This window comes from Roseateles sp. P5_E4 (genome assembly GCF_054049255.1).
Genome location: NZ_JBFUMS010000004.1, coordinates 149,059 through 164,333 on the forward strand (window position 1 = coordinate 149,059; position 15,275 = coordinate 164,333).

A 15,275-nucleotide genomic window follows, 5' to 3' on the forward strand; every position below is an offset into this window, starting at 1 on the left:
GATTATGATTTCCGTCTCATGCCCGAGTTACCCGAAGTCGAAGTCACGCGCCGCAGCTTTGCCGGTGCCATCCAGGGGGCCCGGGTGACCGGCCTTCGCCTGGGAAAACCCTTGCGCTGGCCACTCGGCGTGGACCCCGAAACCCTGCTCGGCAGCCGCGTCGGCAGCACGCAAAGAAGGGGTAAATATTTGTGGCTGCCGCTGGAAAAAGGCGATGCCGGGCCGCCCCAAATCGCCTTGCTCCCCTCGGGGGGCGGGCTGGGCGCCGCTCAGCCCTTGGGGCCGACAAGTGCCGGGGGCTTGTTGATGCATCTGGGCATGTCGGGGTCGCTGGCCTTCCTTGACGCAACGCCGGCGCCAGGCGCGCATGACCATTTCGACCTGCATACCGACCATGGCCTGCTGCGCCTGACCGACCCGCGCCGCTTCGGCGCCGTCGTCTGGGGCGCGTCGCTGGATGCCGAACCGGTGGCCACGCTGCTCGGCAGCCTGGGCCTGGAGCCTTTCGACGAGCGATTCGACGGCCTGCACCTGCATGCGGCGCTCAGCGGCCGGCGCGTGTCCATCAAGCAGGCGCTGCTGGCAGGCGACATCGTCGTCGGCGCGGGCAATATCTACGCCTGTGAGGCGCTGTTCATGGCCGGCATCGACCCGCGTCTACCCGCCGGCAAGCTGAGCCGCCCGCGTGCCGACAAGCTCGCCGCGGCCGTGCGCACGGTGCTCGGCCAGGCGCTGGAAGCCGGTGGCACGACGCTGCGCGACTTTCGCGACGCCCATGGCGTGGCGGGCAGCTTCCAGATGCAGGCGCAGGTCTATGGCCGCGAGGGCGAGGCCTGCCGGCGTTGCAGCACCGCCATCAGGCGCATCGTGCAAGGCGCACGTTCCACCTTCTTCTGCCCCCAATGCCAGAAACGATGAGACCAGAAGCGCTGAGCGCCGACTTCGGCAAGACCGTCGTCGCCTGGCAGCGCCGCCATGGCCGTAACACGCTGCCGTGGCAGAACACGCGCGACCCCTATCGCGTCTGGCTGTCGGAAGTCATGCTGCAGCAAACCCAGGTCGCGACGGTGCTGGGCTACTACGAACGTTTCCTGGCGCGCTGGCCCAAGGTCACCGACCTGGCCGCGGCGTCGTTGGACGAAGTGCTCGCGCAATGGGCCGGCCTGGGCTACTACAGCCGGGCGCGCAATCTCCACGCCTGCGCCAGGGCCGTGGCCGATCTGCATGGCGGCGAGTTCCCAGGCACGGCTGCAGCCCTGCAGACGCTGCCCGGCATCGGGCGCTCCACTGCCGCAGCCATTGCGGCCTTCTGCTTTGGCGAGCGCGTCGCCATCCTGGACGGCAATGTCAAGCGCGTGCTGTCGCGCGTGCTGGCATTCAGCGGCGATCTCTCCAGCAGCGCCGCCGAGAAGAAGCTGTGGGACCGTGCCACCGAGCTGCTGCCCGAGCGCGACGTTGACCGCTACACCCAGGGCCTGATGGACCTCGGCGCGACGATCTGCAGCACGCGCTCGCCCGACTGCCTGCTCTGCCCCGTGCAGCCCTTGTGCCGAGGGCAGCAGGAAGGCGACCCGACGCGCTTCCCGGTCAAGACCAGGAAGCTCAAGCGCGGCCGTCGCGAGAACTGGTGGCTGTGGGTCGAGAGCGTCGAGGGCCGGGTCTTGCTGCAGCAGCGACCTGACACCGGCGTCTGGGCGGGCCTGTGGACGCTGCCAATGTTTGACGACGAGGCCAGCGCCCGAGCCGCTCTGCCGGGCGGCGAGCTGGAGACGCTGCCGCGGCTGCAGCACGCGCTGACGCATTTCGACTGGGTGCTGCACACGCTGCGAGCCGGGGCAGTTGAGGGTATGACTCCTGGCGGCACTTGGGTGGCGCGGGAGAAACTGGTGGATTACGCGCTGCCTGCGCCGCTGAAGAAGTTGATCGAGGGAGACTGAGCCATGAAACCACACATCAAGAGCGGCATCGAGTACGCGGTCATCACCCTGCTCGTCGCCGGCCTGTGCCTGTGGCAGATCATCAGCAGCACCCAGGACGGCGAACCGCCGGCGTCCAGGCTCGTCCTACTCGGGCTGGGCCTCCTCGTGGCGGGCACCATGCATTGCGTTTTCATGATGCAGCTGGTGCGCCGTACGGGCCGCGCCTTCATGCCTTGGTTCATTGCCATCGTCGTTTTCATGCCCATCGGCACCGCCGTGCTGCTCGCCTTGCTGCTGGGCGAGGCCGAGCCGTCTGAAAGTTGACAAAACAGGGGTTGCACACGCATTGCCTGCCCACGGCGAAAGGGGCACAGTCCCTCGAACAACGACAAGGGGACAGCCGTGGATGGACTGAAGAATCTTCGCGTCGGAACGCGCCTGGGATTGGCGTTCTTCGTGTTGCTGGCGCTGATGCTGGCGATGGCCTTTGTCGGCACGTTGCTGGCGAAGTCGATCAACTACTACGCCGAGTACTACCCCGAGAACATCCTGCCGTCGCTGCGCATCATTCACCAGATCGACGGAGCGATCTCCGACGCGCGGAGGTACGAGCAGCAGCACATCCTGACGGACGACGACAAGCAGAAGAAGGAACTCTCTGGCCAGATCGTCAAGGCGCGTGACGACGTCCGCCAGCGGTTGAAGGACTATGAGCTGCTGGCCGCCGACGACGAGGATCGTGGGCTGCTGAAGACGGTGCGCGAGGGCGCCGAGGCCTATTTCGCGGGCCAGGAAAAAGTCCTCAAGGCTTCAGAGGAGAGTGCCGCCGACCCGACCCAGGGCACGGCAGCCCGGGAGATGAATGGGGCCGCCCGCACCGTCTTCCTGCCGCTGCGCCAGAACGTCGGCAAATGGTGGGACTACAACGAGAAGCTGGCCGGCGTGACGACCGCTTCCGCCGAGAGTGCCTACCGCCGCGTGCTGTGGATCTTCGGCATCGCATCGCTCGTGGCCCTGGTCATCGGCGTGTTGGCGGCCCTGTCCATCACCCGTTCCATCACCGGCCCCGTGCAGCGCGCTTCCGACGCGGTCAGGGCCGTGGCGGCCGGCGACTTGACACAGCGCCTGCAGAGCAGTTCGCGCGATGAGCTCGGCCAGTTGCTGACCATGCTGGACGAGATGACGCAGAACCTGGCGCGCATGGTGTCGGGCGTGCGCCTGGGCTGCGACCAGCTCAGCGTCGCCGCGGCCGAGATCGCCCAGGGCAATGCCGACCTGTCGGCGCGCACCGAGAGCCAGGCCTCCAGCCTCGAGCAGACGGCCGCCTCCGTCGAGCAGATGGCCGCGCAGATCAAGGCCAATGCCGACAACGCCCGCCAGGCCGACCAGCTTGCCAACCATGCCTCCGAAGTGGCCGGCGCCGGCGGCACCGCGGTGGGCGAGGTCGTCACGACGATGGACGCCATCTCAACCTCCAGCCGCAAGATCTCCGACATCATCGGCACCATCGACGGCATCGCCTTCCAGACCAATATCCTCGCGCTGAACGCGGCGGTCGAGGCGGCGCGGGCGGGCGAGCAGGGCCGCGGCTTTGCCGTCGTGGCCGGCGAGGTGCGCCTGCTGGCCCAGCGCAGCGCCGAGGCGGCCAAGGAGATCAAAAGCCTCATTGGTGACAGCGTCAGCAAGGTCGAGAGCGGCAGCGCCCAGGTGCTGGCCGCGCGCGAAACCATCGGCCAGATGGTCAACGAGGTGCGCAAGGTGACCGACCTCGTCGGCGAGATCACCGTCTCCAGCCGAGAGCAGAGCGAAGGCGTGGGCCAGATCAACGCGGCCGTCAGCCAGCTCGACCAGGCCACGCAGCAGAACGCGGCTCTCGTGGAGCAGACAGCGGCCGCCGCTGAGAGCATGCGCATGCAGACGGCCAAGCTGGCCGAGGCGGTGGCGGCCTTCCGCGTGGATGCGGGCGCTGCGGCGCCAGGGCCACGCGGCACGCCCAAGCCGGCAGCGCGACCCGCCACGGCGCCCCGCGCTGCGACTCCCAAACCTGCACCGCGCCCCGCGGTTCAAGCCAGGCCCGCACCAGTCACTGCGGCGCCCAAGCCAGCCCCCGCGCCCAGCCAGGCCGAAGGCGATTGGGAGACTTTCTAGAACAGGCCGGCGAGCCGCTGCACCGCGGCCTCGCTCTGGGCCCGGTCGGGGCGCAGGTCTTCATTGCCGAAGTCGTGCTCACCCATGGCCGCGACGAGCAGGCCGTCACGGCGCGGCAGCACGACAAGGTTCTGGCCGCGATAGATCAGCGCGTAGTCCACCTCGGGCTGGGGAATGAGGCGAGCCGTCTGGCCGCGCACCGGCGTCATGCTGGAGTCGCCCAGCAGCTTGCGCGCACCGTCGCCCGTGCAGTTGACGACGACGCGCTCGGGTAGGCGGGCAAAGTCGCGCGGCTGCCGGAACTCGCGCTGCACCAGTTCGCCGCCGTCGCGGGCGAAATCGTCCAGCAGCAGGCGCTGGTAGGCCGGGATGTTGAAAATGAGTTGCGTGAAGCGGCGTGCGTGCGGTTTGCGAAAAGGATGCTCCGCGGCCGAAAGCGCCTTGCCCTGCGGGCGCAGGTCGGCGATGCGCGACGACAGCTCCGGATAGTCGGGCTCGCCGATGTGGCCGGGCAGGGCTTGGTCGAAATCCTCGTCGGCGACGACATAGCCGTCATGCCATTCGACGGGGCCGGAGGGCAGGCCGAGATAGCTCTGGTGCACCTTGAACGAGGCACGCGCCATGGCTTCCCAATCGGCCGTCCAGGCCTCGCTGGCGTGTTCGCTGGTGACGATGCGCGAGTCCGGCGTCCACAGCCCGGTGGCGGCCGAGGAGTGCACGCGGGGTGGCCGGTCCTTGGCGTAGAGCCTGACCTTGTAGCCGGCCTGCTGGGCGGTGCGCGCCGTCGTCAGGCCGATGGCGCCGCAGCCGATGACGGCGATGCGCTCACCCGGGCGAACGCCGCGCGACTGGATCAGCGCCAGTGCGCGCTGGGCCGAGCCCCAGGACAGTGACCAACCGCTGCCGCCGTGGCCGTAGTGGTGGACGACGGTCTTGCCGAGGCGGCTCTCGACCTCGATGCGCGGCCCCTGGGCGCGAAAAGGGCGGATGCCGACGGCGATGTCGACGATGCGGTCCACGCTGGCGCGCATCACAGCCGGCGCCGCTGGGGCTGCGAAGTCCAGCGCAAAGGCGGGCCAGGACAGGGCGGCGCTGCCGGCCCCAAGCAAATGACGGCGTTGCACGATCAGAAGGCCTGGCGAGCCAGCGACTTGCGGATCAGCGCCGCATCGCGCAGGCGATTGGCCGAGCCGTCGGCGTCCAGCAGCACCACGGTCACCGGGCGCTTGCCGTTCAGGATGCGCATGGCCAGGCAGCGGCCGGCTTCCTCCGTGTAGCCGGTCTTGGAGACGCGGATGTTCCAGCCCTTGGCGCCGACCAGCCGGTTGGTGTTGCGCACGTCGCGCTGGCGGCCGTCGACCGGCACCTTGGCCTTCTTGACGCTGGTGATGCGCTCGATCTCGCCGTAGCGCGCCGCCGCTGCCGTGATGGCCGCCATCTCGGTGGCGGTCGAGGTATTGGCCGGCGACAGGCCGGTCGGGTCGGTGATGGCCGTGCGCTTCAGGCCGAGCGCGCGGATCTTGGCCTGCATGGCCTTCTCGAAGCCGGCCTCCCCGCCGGGAAAGGTGCGCGCCAGCGCCGCGGCGGCGCGGTTCTCGGACTCCATCAGCGCCAGCTCCAGCGCGGCCTGCCGGCTCATCTGCGTGCCGACGCGAACCCGCGAGCGGCTGTGCTTCAGCGTGTCGACGTCGTCGCTGGTGATGCGCAGCTTCTCGTTCGGGTCCAGCTTGGCGTCGAGCACGACCATGGCCGTCAGCAGCTTGGTCAGCGAGGCGATCGGCACGACGGTGTCGGCGTCACGGGCCATCAGCACCTTGCCGGTGGCGTCGTCGATGACGACGACATGCTTGGCATTGACGGGCAGGCGCAGCTGGTGAACCGGCGGCGCCTCGGCCTCGATGGCCACGGGGCTGGGCGGCGGCTCGACCGGCTCGCGGCCCTTGGCCTGCACGACGAAGCTGGTCGCGGCGATCAGCAGCGCCGGCAGAGCCAGCTTCCAGCCCGTGGCCTGGGGGCGCGGCGCGAGCAGGCGCTCGATGCGGGCAAGCAGGTCGCCGCCGCGAGCGGCGAGCGCGGGAGAGGGAGTCATATCGGAGCAATCCATTTCAGAAAGGGCATGCAGGGCCAGGGCCAGGCGGCGTGAATCACCGAGCAGCTCGGCCGAGATCTCGTCGGCCACCAGCTCGCGCTCATGGCGCATGCGAGCCGACAGCCACCAGACGACGGGGTGAAAAAAGAGCAGGGCCTCGACGGCGCTCTGCAGCAGGTTGGCCGCGTAGTCCCAGCGCCGCACATGAGCCAGCTCGTGCGCCAGCAGGGCTTCGATCAGATCTACCGGGAGGCGGGAGAGCAGGGCGGCAGGCAGCAGCACGCAGGGCCTGAACATGCCCAGTGCGATGGGGCCGGCCAGGTCGGGCAGCAGGCGCAGCGGGACGGGTCGCTTGAGGCCCAGGCGTCGAGCGAGAGCGTCCAGCCGCGCCTGCCATTCGGCCGGTGCCGGCATACTGCGCCGCCGCGCACGGCCGACCCAGGCCAGGCCCAGGGCCAACCTCGCCAGCATCAGCGCCGTGCCCAGGGCCCAGGCGCTGACCAGGGCCGGCATCTGCTCAGCAAGCGGCGGCAGCTCGCCGATGAATTCGGCGTCGGCGGGTGCGAGGTCCAGGCACTGGGCCAGCGGCAGGCCCAGGCAAAGCCCCAGGCCGGCCGCGCAGACGGCATAGCGCCAGCGTGCCGACGCGCCACGCATCAGCGCCAGCAGCAGGGCCACGGCGGCGCCGACGACGACGCCCTGCCAGACGAAGTTCACGAGGGCCCAGCCCCAGGCAATCATGGCGATGTCCAGGCTCATCTGGCTTCATCTCCCTTTCCAGCCAGCAACTGGCGGATCTCCGCGCGCTCCTTGGCGCTGACGTGGTTCTTCAGGGCCGCCAGCACCAGCGCCTTGCCAGAGCCGGCAAAGGCCTTGCTGATGAAGTCCTTCATCAGGGACTGCTGCAGCTTGTCCTGGGCGTGCACGGGGGCGTAGAGCTGCGGGCGCTGGCTCTCGTCGCGGGTCAGCAGGCCCTTGCCGTGCATCACCTGCAGCTGGCGCAGCACGGTGGCATAGGTGGCGTCGGGCCGCTCGGGCAGCAGGGCCTCGTGCACGGCCTTGGCATCGGCGGGGCCCAGGCGCCAGAGCACGCGCAGCAGGTCCAGCTCGGCCGCCGTTGGCTTGGAGGAAGGGGTTCGACTCATGGGTTCAGAATAAACGTTCTAGAACGCGATGTCTAGAACATTTGTTCTGAACTTCCCACCGGGCCGAGCGAGGGGCTCTACCTTGCGTCCAGCTCGCGGTGGCGCTTCAGCACATGGCCGTGGTGGCTGAACTGGCGCGCCAGCATCTCGACGAGATACACGGAGCGGTGCTGGCCACCGGTGCAGCCAATGGCCACGGTCAGGTAGCTGCGCTGGTCGGCCGCGAAATTGGGCAGCCAACGCGACAGGAAGCCGGCGATCTGGCCCATCATCAGGCCGACCTCGGGCTGGGCCGCGAGATAGGCCGCTACCGGCGCATCGCGGCCGTTGAGCGGGCGCAGCTCGCGGTCGTAATAGGGGTTGGGCAGCACGCGCACGTCAAAGACGAAGTCCGCGTCGCTGGGCACGCCATGCTTGAAGGCGAAGCTCTCGAAAACCAGGGTGAGCTTGGCGCCGACGTGCGGGCCGACGAGATCACCGAGCCAGACACGCAACTGCGCCGGGCGCAGCTGGCTGGTATCGATGACGGTGGACTCGGCCTTGAGCCCGCCGAGCAGTTCGCGCTCCAGCTTGATGGCGTCCAGCAACAGGCGATGGCTGTCATCGGCCGCGCCTTCCAGCGCACCGAAGCCGGTGTCGCGGTCCTCGCGCAGCGGGTGAGGCCGGCGTGTCTCGGAGAAGCGCCGCATCAGCGCCTCGTTGTTGGCGTCCAGGAAGATGGAACGCACCGGCACGCCGGTGGCTCGCAGGTCCTTGAGCAGCGGCAGCATCAGCGGCAGCGAACTCGCCGAGCGCACGTCCACCGCGATGGCGACACGGCGTTCACCGCGTTGCTGCTCCAGGCGCAGGAAGTCCAGCAGCAGCTCCGCGGGCAGGTTGTCCACGCAGAAATAGCCGGCGTCTTCCAGCGCGTGCATGGCCACCGACTTGCCGCCGCCGGACATGCCGGTCAGCAGCACGACGTCGCCGTGCAGATCCGTGTCCATGCTCATGACCGGGCCTTGCGCGGCTTGGTCGCCGTGGACGCATCCAGCATCTCCTGCGCATGCGCCAGGCTGGTCGACGACAGGCGCTCGCCGCCCAGCATGCGGGCGATCTCGGCCACGCGGGCTTCGCCGGCCACGGGGCTGACGGAGCTGACGGTGCTCGTGCCTTGCAAGGCCTTGGCGACGACGAGATGCCGGTCTGCGCACGCGGCCACCTGGGGCAGGTGGGTGACGGCCAGCACCTGGCGCTGGCCGGTTGCCGAGTGGCCGAGCTGCTTCATCAGCCGGCCCACGGTCTCGGCGACGGCGCCACCGATGCCGACGTCGATTTCGTCAAAGATCAGCGTGCCGGGCGCGTTGTCGGTTGCGGCCTGGCTGGCGGTCACCGCAATGGCCAGCGCGATGCGCGACAGCTCGCCGCCCGAGGCCACCTTGGCCAACGGGCGCGGCGTGCTGCCGGCATGGCCTGCGACCAGGAACTCGGCGGATTCGACGCCAAAGCTCTGCGGGCCGTCGGTGGGGTTCAAGGCGATGTCGAACTGGCCGCCCGCCATGCCGAGCTGCTGCATCGCCGCCGTGACGGCGGACGCAAGCTGGGGCGCCGCCTTCTTGCGGGCGCGGCTGGCGGCCTGCGCCTCGGCGTCGAAGGCCTGGCGCGCGGCGGCCAGGGCCGCTTCGAGCAGGGTGGGGTCGCTGGCGGCGTCGAGCTGGGCCAGCTCGGTGCGCCATTGCGCGAGCAGGGCCGGTAGTTCATGAGGCTGGCGGCGGTAGCGGCGCGCCAGCGTCATCCAGGCCGACACGCGCTCGTCCAGCTCAGCCAGGCGGTTGGGGTCCAGATCGGCCTTGTGCAGATAGGCTGACAGCGTGTGGCTGGCGTCCTGCAACTGGGCCTGCACATCGCGCAGAGCCTGCACGGCGGAAAGCAGGCGGGCGTCGTGGTCGAGCACGCGCTCAAGCTGGTCCAGCGCGCCGCCGGCGAGGGACTGGGCGCTGGGCTCGGCCTCGTCCAGCGCATCCAGGGCCGACTTGGCCGCGTCGATGAGGGACTGGCCATGCGACAGGCGCCCGTGTTCGGCGTTCAGCTCCTCCCACTCGTCCTCGGCCGGCGCCAGGCCGTCCAGCTCGCCGATCTGCCAGGCCAGCCGCTCGCGCTCGCGCAGTGCGTCGGCCTGCTGGCCCTGGGCCTTTTGCAGCGCCTCGGCGGCCTGCTTCCAGGCGGCGTGAGTGCGGCCCAGCGGCACAGTGTCCAGCCCCGCAAAGCCATCCAGCAGCTCGCGCACGGCGGCGGGGCGGGTCAGGCCCTGCCAGGCATGCTGGCCGTGGATGTCGAGCAGGTGGTCGGCCAGTTCGCGCAGCTGCGTCAGCGTGGCCGCGCCGCCGTTGATCCATGCGCGGCTCTTGCCCGCGGCGTCGATGACGCGGCGCAGCAGCAGCGTGTCGTCGGTGTCGAAACCGGCCTCGTCGAGCCAGGCGCGCAGATGCACCGGCGTGTCGAATTCGGCGGTGATCTCGGCCTTGGCTGCACCTTCGCGCACCACGCCGGCGTCACCGCGGCCGCCGAGGGCCAGTTGCAGCGCGTCGATCAGGATGGACTTGCCAGCGCCGGTCTCGCCGGTCAGCACGGCAAAGCCGGGCTCGAAGTCGAGCTCCAGCGCGGGAACGATGACGAAATCCTTGAGACTCAGGTGCCGCAGCATCTAGACGTACCAACGTAACTTGCGACGGAGCGTCGCGTAATAACTCCAGCCCTTGGGGTGCAGAAAGCGCACTTGGTGCTGGCTGCGCCGCACGGTGATGGTGTCGCCGTGCAGCAGGCTCGCGAGGCTTTGCATGTCGAAATTCACCGACGCATCGCGGCCGGCGACGATCTCCAGGCGCACCTCGCCCAGGTCGGGCAGCACGATGGGCCGGTTGGACAGCGTGTGGGGCGCGATGGGCACGATCAGCCAGCCGGCGATGCTGGGGTGCAGGATGGGCCCGCCGGCGGAGAGCGCATAGGCCGTGGAGCCGGTGGGCGAGGCCACGATGAGGCCGTCGGCGCGCATGTTGGCGACGAACTGCTCGCCGACCTCGATCTTCAGCTCCACCATGCCGGAGCTGCCGCCGCGGCTCACGACCACGTCATTGAGTGCCAGGCCGGAGAAGATGGATTCGCCGTCGCGCCAGACCGCGCCTTCCAGCATCGCCCGCGGCTCGACTTCGTAGTCGCCTGCCAGTACTGGTGCCAATGACTCGCGCCAGCGTTCGATGGGAATGTCCGTGATGAAGCCCAGCCGCCCCTGGTTGATGCCCACCAGCGGAATGCCGTGGCGAGCCATGTCCCGTGCGAAGCCGAGCATCGTGCCGTCACCGCCGATGACCACCGCCAGGTCGCATTGCCGGCCCAGCTCGTCGTTGGACAGCGCTTCATAGCCCGTCAGGCCGGTGTTGAGCGCGGTGTCCGCTTCCAGCGATACGTCCAGGCCCTGGCCGCACAAAAATTGGGCAATCTCCTCCAGCACCGGCCCGATGCCAGGCGCTTGATGCTTGCCCACGATGGCGACATGTCTGAAGCGCTCGGCCATGCGGCAAATTACACCACAGGGGGTTTGCACATCCCGGGCAGAACAGCGCTGTCCATAGAATGCGGGCATGCTCGACGAGCGCTCCAAATCCCTGCTGAAAACCCTGGTCGAACGCTATATCGCGGACGGGCAGCCGGTCGGCTCGCGCACGCTGTCCAAGGCCTCGGGCCTGGAACTCAGCCCCGCGACCATCCGCAATGTGATGGCCGACCTCGAAGAACTCGGCCTCATCGCCAGCCCGCACACCAGTGCCGGCCGCATCCCCACGGCGCGTGGCTACCGCCTGTTCGTCGACACCATGCTGACGGCCCAGCCCGGCCTCATCGGCGTGGACGCTGCACGGCTGCAGCCCGACCAACCCCAGCGCGTCATCGCCAGCGCGGCGCTGATGCTGTCCAACCTGTCGAGCTTTGTGGGTGTGGTCACGTCGCCGAAGAAGGCCAGCGTCTTCCACCACATCGAATTCCTGCGCCTGGGCGAGCGCCGCGTGCTCGTCATCCTCGTTGCACCCGATGGCGACGTGCAGAACCGCGTCATCTTCACCGCACAAGACCTCAGCCAGTCCGAGCTCGCCGAAGCCAGCAACCGCCTGAATGCCAACTACGCCGGCCTCACGCTCGAAGCCGTGCGCGAACGCCTGCGTCACGAGGTCGATGAGCTGCGCGGCGAGATTGCCGGGCTGATGAGCGCGGCCGTGCAGGTCGGTACCGAGGCCATGGTGCAGGAGCAGGAGCAGGTCGTCGTCTCCGGCGAGCGCAACCTGCTGGCCGTGCAGGACTTCAGCCATGACATGGGCAGCCTGCGCCGCCTCTTCGACCTCTTCGAGCAAAAGACGCAACTGATGCGCCTGCTCGACACATCGAGCCGCGCCGAGGGCGTGCGCATCTACATCGGCGGCGAAAGCCAGGTCGTGCCCTACGAGGAGCTGTCCATCGTCAGCGCGCCCTACGAGGTCGACGGCCAGGTGGTGGGCACGCTGGGCGTCATCGGCCCGACGCGCATGGCCTACGACCGCATGATCCAGATCGTCGACATCACGTCGCGGATGGTGGGGCAGGCGCTCAGTCAGCGGTGAGCCGACCCTGACTAGAATCCGCGCCTCCTCCCCGGGGGCCGTTAGCTCAGTTGGTCAGAGCAGAGGACTCATAATCCTTTGGTCGTTGGTTCAAGTCCAACACGGCCTACCATTCCACGCGCTTTTGCGCGGTAGCGGGCACTAACTTTGTGCTCGACGTGGTGGCTTCGTTGCCGTTGCGTTGCCCTTAGTGCTCAACTCGTTGTTCTACTTCGATGGCACTTCCGTCTGCCCAGGGCGATCGTTACCAGCTTCGAATGCGCGAACTGCAGCGCGAGATCCTTCGCGGTCATGAAGTCCTGGTGGACTTCGAGCCTCCCTACCCGTCAGGTTCGTTCCGTTTCCTAGACTCGGATCTCGGGTCAGACGGAAAGGGAATCGAACTGTGGCGCGGGCTAGCGCTGTACATGCAGATCGACCCCGACTCAATCGGCCGGACCGATGACGAGGCGATGGCCTTCCTGCGCGAACTCCAACCATTGGCGGGCGCTGCATCGAATTCGGTGGCCGCCATCTACTGGCGGCGCCTATGGGAGCTGGGCCGAGATGTGGTGAGCGGGGCCTTCGAATGTGAGATACGAAGGGCGAATCCGCATTTAAGTTTGGTGGCGCGGTCCTACCTCTTTGGAACTCTTGAACAAACGCGTATTGAGCGAGTCGGCGAGAAGTTTGGTTGGCTTCCTGGTGGCGCATACCTCTTCCCGTACAGGCCCGGCGAAGTACCGCCGCTGCAGCCTTTCGGTGAGTCCTCAGTACCAGGCGAAATCGACGAGGATCCCCAGACCCGCTTTTACGGCGATGCCAGCCCGCCGTACAAGTGGCCATGGGGTTCGCACGAGACGACGCTGCTGCGCATGCTGGTGGGCGTTGCGGGTCTCTGGAAGACGATTGACCAGGGCGGCAACTACGACCCCAGCGACCCAACGACAGCTCCGACTCTTGAACAAGTTGATGCTTGGCTTCAGCGCAACGGCGTGAAGAACAGCAGCCTGAGCAAGGCCATCAACCAGATGTTGAAGCCTGACGACTTCCCGGACGGCAGGCGGGCAAAGAAAGTTGCGGCTAAGAAGAAGTGAATCCATTCACTCTTTTTTCATAGGCCGCCGGCCGGCAGCATGAAGGTTCATCRACTTTCATGTGCCCCATGACCCAGCCGCCCGCTGCATCGCTTCCCGAAGAAGGCTTCATCCGAGAAGCCCAACTCCTCAACGTACTGCCCGTCTCCTCGACGACTCTTTGGCGCATGGTGAGGACCGGCGCCTTCCCGCCGCCGGTCAAGATTTCCACTCGTGTGACCGCGTGGCGCGTCTCGGATGTGCGCGCTTGGTTCGCGTCGCGGAGGGCCGCCACATGACCCGGCAGGAGCTCTATGAATTGGTGTGGACGATGCCGGTGATCCACGCGGCCAGGAGCGTTGGGCTGTCTGACAAAGGCCTGGCCAACAAGTGCAAGGCATTGAACGTTCCGATGCCGCCACGCGGACATTGGGCGAGGGTGTCAGCGGGTGCGAGCATCCCGAGAACGCCAATGCCGGAAAGTTCAGAAGCAGACGCCCAGGCGCTCAAGGTTCTGGCCGACATCGATATAGCTGATGGGGCAGTCGGAGCATCGCTGAAGGGACGCATTGCGCAGAAAGCGCCCTCCGGAGAAGCTGGCGGGGACGGCACGCGCCTTGATGAAGGAATGTGGCTGAGCGCAAATCGAAGTGCGCCGCGGGCGTCCCCCGAAGCGGCTTGGCCTTCGACATCGGTAGTGCGAAGTAAACAGACGCCGGAACAATCGCTATCTGCGACACGCAACGCGGCCATTGATCTTGCGTTCATCCGCACGGTGGCTTCCGAACTTCAGGACATGCGTGCTATCGAGTCGTTGGTTCAGGCCGCGATAGCCCATGCAATTCATGGCCGGCAAGGTGATGCGCGGTGCGTGCTGAACTGGGCCGCCGCCGTTCGAGCGAAATTGGCCGAGCGAGACCCGATCGCTGTGCTGCTGCGCTTGGCAATGTCGCTCGATCATTAACTCCTGCCCCGCGAACGCCACTCGCACTTAGACTTCGGCTCAAAGATGAATCCGAGAGTCATATGAAGTTCGAGGTGTATTGCGATGAGGCGCATCCGGACGTGTTCACGTCCGAACACCCTCGCGTCCGGCACTTGATGATCGGCAGTCTATGGTTGCCAGCAGAATTACGAAGCGAGATTAAGGGCCGGATCTCAACGCTTCGGCAGATTCATAACGCATGGGGTGAAATCAAGTGGAGTAAAGTTTCTCYGAGCAAGCAGGATTTCTACCGCGATCTCATTGATTTGTTTGTTAGCTATGGAGAGAACGTAAGGTTCAGGTGCATTGCCGTAGATCACACCCAACTTAATCTCAATCTTCACGGTAATGATGGAGAGCTGGGCTTTTACAAGTTCTACTATCAGCTGCTGCATCATTGGATTTTAGATCGCAATGAATACTCAATATTCTGCGACGCCAAGAGCAATCGCGACCCCACCCGCCTGCCGGTATTACACAGGTGCCTGGCCTGTTCAAATCTAACCGCGCAAATTTCCGGCATTCAGTCGCTGCCATCGAGCGAAGTCGTTCTTATTCAACTATGCGATCTCTTGCTTGGCGCGGCTAGCAGCAAGATCAACGGAACGTTGCGCGACGGCTCGGCCAAAGCCTCGATAGTGAAGCGCCTTGAGGGTGCCCTAGGAAGGAAGATCGGGGCTACCAGCAAAGGTGAAGAGAAGTTCAACGTCTTCAAAATTCAGTTGCAGGGGGGCTGGTGAATGGCCCAACCCGGTTTGGTCGTCTATGCCTCTGTTGCGGAATATAGGACGCACTATCTGAATAGCTACTGTCGTGGCGTTATCCAGACTGCAGATGGGATGCGGGTCTATTTCAAGCCAGCTTCTTTTGACCATGCGTTTTACGAAAGCACCAAAAGAGATGGCGCTAAAGATGCGTTCTCTCAGGTGCGAGCTCAGCGCATCGACTGGATCCAAGCTACGCTCGCGTCACCGGACGCAGATTTGTTTGCAGGGTATGACAAAGCTTCGAACACGCATTCGCACGCTCGCCGCGTTGCAGTTGTGTACGAAGATTTTGTGGTGGTCATCTCGATCAGCGCGGCTAAAGATGGGGCGCTGAAAGGAGGCTTCGTCACCTGCTACCAGGCCGACAACAGCATTGGCAAAATCCGCCTCGCGCCACAATGGTCTCGCGCAGATTGCCTGCACGACCTTGGCATTTAGATAGCAAATCCACAAATAAAATGGCCGCTGATTCGCTACGCGGGTTCAGCGGCCGAGACCTCGATAGGTTCAAAGCCGATAGGCAGTGAACTCGCCCATATAGT

16 protein-coding genes and 1 tRNA gene are annotated in these 15,275 nt (G+C 66.5%); 11 read left to right on the top strand and 6 right to left on the bottom strand.

The genetic code is table 11. The features are described 5' to 3' along the window. Positions 1 to 18: 18 nt before the first annotated feature. From mutM to ACXJLH_RS09765, 4 genes are all read left to right on the top strand, one after another. Positions 19 to 918 (top strand): bifunctional DNA-formamidopyrimidine glycosylase/DNA-(apurinic or apyrimidinic site) lyase, encoded by a 900-nt coding sequence (gene mutM, locus ACXJLH_RS09750; RefSeq protein WP_457443738.1) that lies wholly within the window; start codon positions 19 to 21, stop codon positions 916 to 918. Beyond that, positions 915 to 1,937 carry an A/G-specific adenine glycosylase gene (mutY, locus tag ACXJLH_RS09755; RefSeq protein WP_457443740.1) on the top strand — a complete coding sequence of 341 codons (1,023 nt, stop codon included), beginning with the start codon at positions 915 to 917 and terminating at the stop codon, positions 1,935 to 1,937. The genes mutM and mutY overlap by 4 nt, the downstream gene beginning before the upstream one ends. Before the next feature lie 3 nt (positions 1,938 to 1,940). After that, entirely contained in the window at positions 1,941 to 2,243 is a 303-nt protein-coding gene (locus ACXJLH_RS09760; protein ID WP_457443742.1) for a hypothetical protein, read from the top strand. Positions 2,244 to 2,321: 78 nt separating this feature from the next. After that, a complete protein-coding gene (locus ACXJLH_RS09765; RefSeq protein ID WP_457443744.1) occupies positions 2,322 to 4,067 on the top strand; it encodes a methyl-accepting chemotaxis protein in 1,746 nt (581 codons plus the stop codon). On the opposite strand, the gene ACXJLH_RS09770 is transcribed toward ACXJLH_RS09765, so the two are convergent. From ACXJLH_RS09770 to ACXJLH_RS09795, 6 genes are all read right to left on the bottom strand, one after another. Further along, the gene (locus tag ACXJLH_RS09770; RefSeq protein WP_457443746.1) at positions 4,064 to 5,191 is read right to left on the bottom strand and encodes an FAD-dependent oxidoreductase; all 1,128 of its coding nucleotides are present in this window, start codon (positions 5,189 to 5,191) and stop codon (positions 4,064 to 4,066) included. The genes ACXJLH_RS09765 and ACXJLH_RS09770 overlap by 4 nt on opposite strands. Before the next feature lie 2 nt (positions 5,192 to 5,193). Beyond that, positions 5,194 to 6,915: a M56 family metallopeptidase gene (locus ACXJLH_RS09775; RefSeq protein WP_457443747.1), complete on the bottom strand. Its 1,722-nt coding sequence runs from the start codon at positions 6,913 to 6,915 to the stop codon at positions 5,194 to 5,196. Beyond that, positions 6,912 to 7,301: a BlaI/MecI/CopY family transcriptional regulator gene (locus ACXJLH_RS09780; RefSeq protein ID WP_457351673.1), complete on the bottom strand. Its 390-nt coding sequence runs from the start codon at positions 7,299 to 7,301 to the stop codon at positions 6,912 to 6,914. Before ACXJLH_RS09780 ends, ACXJLH_RS09775 begins: the two co-directional genes overlap by 4 nt. 77 nt (positions 7,302 to 7,378) lie before the next feature. After that, on the bottom strand, positions 7,379 to 8,293 hold the full coding sequence (gene rapZ / locus ACXJLH_RS09785; protein ID WP_457443749.1) for an RNase adapter RapZ: 915 nt from the start codon (positions 8,291 to 8,293) through the stop codon (positions 7,379 to 7,381). Continuing rightward, positions 8,290 to 9,984, bottom strand: coding sequence for a DNA repair protein RecN (gene recN, locus ACXJLH_RS09790; RefSeq protein WP_457443751.1), 1,695 nt, complete (start codon positions 9,982 to 9,984; stop codon positions 8,290 to 8,292). Before recN ends, rapZ begins: the two co-directional genes overlap by 4 nt. Next, a complete protein-coding gene (locus ACXJLH_RS09795) occupies positions 9,985 to 10,851 on the bottom strand; it encodes an NAD kinase (RefSeq protein WP_457443753.1) in 867 nt (288 codons plus the stop codon). Between the two features lie 67 nt (positions 10,852 to 10,918). Here ACXJLH_RS09795 and hrcA point away from each other — a divergent pair, with 67 nt between their 5' ends. The 7 genes from hrcA to ACXJLH_RS09830 all read left to right on the top strand — a co-directional run bounded on the left by hrcA (position 10,919) and on the right by ACXJLH_RS09830 (position 15,171). Further along, the gene (gene hrcA, locus ACXJLH_RS09800; RefSeq protein WP_457351667.1) at positions 10,919 to 11,926 is read left to right on the top strand and encodes a heat-inducible transcriptional repressor HrcA; all 1,008 of its coding nucleotides are present in this window, start codon (positions 10,919 to 10,921) and stop codon (positions 11,924 to 11,926) included. A 35-nt stretch (positions 11,927 to 11,961) separates the two neighbouring features. Continuing rightward, a tRNA-Ile gene (locus ACXJLH_RS09805) sits at positions 11,962 to 12,038 on the top strand. A 145-nt stretch (positions 12,039 to 12,183) separates the two neighbouring features. Then, positions 12,184 to 13,002 (top strand): hypothetical protein, encoded by an 819-nt coding sequence (locus ACXJLH_RS09810; RefSeq protein ID WP_457443755.1) that lies wholly within the window; start codon positions 12,184 to 12,186, stop codon positions 13,000 to 13,002. Positions 13,003 to 13,070: 68 nt separating this feature from the next. Continuing rightward, positions 13,071 to 13,280 (top strand): helix-turn-helix transcriptional regulator, encoded by a 210-nt coding sequence (locus ACXJLH_RS09815; RefSeq protein ID WP_457443756.1) that lies wholly within the window; start codon positions 13,071 to 13,073, stop codon positions 13,278 to 13,280. Continuing rightward, the gene (locus tag ACXJLH_RS09820; RefSeq protein ID WP_457443757.1) at positions 13,277 to 13,945 is read left to right on the top strand and encodes a hypothetical protein; all 669 of its coding nucleotides are present in this window, start codon (positions 13,277 to 13,279) and stop codon (positions 13,943 to 13,945) included. The genes ACXJLH_RS09815 and ACXJLH_RS09820 overlap by 4 nt, the downstream gene beginning before the upstream one ends. Positions 13,946 to 14,007: 62 nt before the next feature. After that, positions 14,008 to 14,706 carry a DUF3800 domain-containing protein gene (locus ACXJLH_RS09825; protein ID WP_457443759.1) on the top strand — a complete coding sequence of 233 codons (699 nt, stop codon included), beginning with the start codon at positions 14,008 to 14,010 and terminating at the stop codon, positions 14,704 to 14,706. After that, positions 14,707 to 15,171 (top strand): hypothetical protein, encoded by a 465-nt coding sequence (locus ACXJLH_RS09830; protein ID WP_457443761.1) that lies wholly within the window; start codon positions 14,707 to 14,709, stop codon positions 15,169 to 15,171. It begins immediately after the preceding gene. Positions 15,172 to 15,275 lie beyond the last annotated feature (104 nt).

Coding starts and splice junctions, on each gene's coding strand:
- ACXJLH_RS09760 (WP_457443742.1), top strand. CDS start 1,941: ATGAAACCACACATCAAGAGCGGCATCGAGTACGCGGTCATCACCCTG.
- ACXJLH_RS09780 (WP_457351673.1), bottom strand. CDS start 7,301: ATGAGTCGAACCCCTTCCTCCAAGCCAACGGCGGCCGAGCTGGACCTG.
- rapZ (WP_457443749.1), bottom strand. CDS start 8,293: ATGAGCATGGACACGGATCTGCACGGCGACGTCGTGCTGCTGACCGGC.
- recN (WP_457443751.1), bottom strand. CDS start 9,984: ATGCTGCGGCACCTGAGTCTCAAGGATTTCGTCATCGTTCCCGCGCTG.
- ACXJLH_RS09820 (WP_457443757.1), top strand. CDS start 13,277: ATGACCCGGCAGGAGCTCTATGAATTGGTGTGGACGATGCCGGTGATC.
- ACXJLH_RS09830 (WP_457443761.1), top strand. CDS start 14,707: ATGGCCCAACCCGGTTTGGTCGTCTATGCCTCTGTTGCGGAATATAGG.
- mutY (WP_457443740.1), top strand. CDS start 915: ATGAGACCAGAAGCGCTGAGCGCCGACTTCGGCAAGACCGTCGTCGCC.
- ACXJLH_RS09810 (WP_457443755.1), top strand. CDS start 12,184: ATGCGCGAACTGCAGCGCGAGATCCTTCGCGGTCATGAAGTCCTGGTG.
- ACXJLH_RS09795 (WP_457443753.1), bottom strand. CDS start 10,851: ATGGCCGAGCGCTTCAGACATGTCGCCATCGTGGGCAAGCATCAAGCG.
- mutM (WP_457443738.1), top strand. CDS start 19: ATGCCCGAGTTACCCGAAGTCGAAGTCACGCGCCGCAGCTTTGCCGGT.
- ACXJLH_RS09815 (WP_457443756.1), top strand. CDS start 13,071: ATGACCCAGCCGCCCGCTGCATCGCTTCCCGAAGAAGGCTTCATCCGA.
- hrcA (WP_457351667.1), top strand. CDS start 10,919: ATGCTCGACGAGCGCTCCAAATCCCTGCTGAAAACCCTGGTCGAACGC.
- ACXJLH_RS09775 (WP_457443747.1), bottom strand. CDS start 6,915: ATGAGCCTGGACATCGCCATGATTGCCTGGGGCTGGGCCCTCGTGAAC.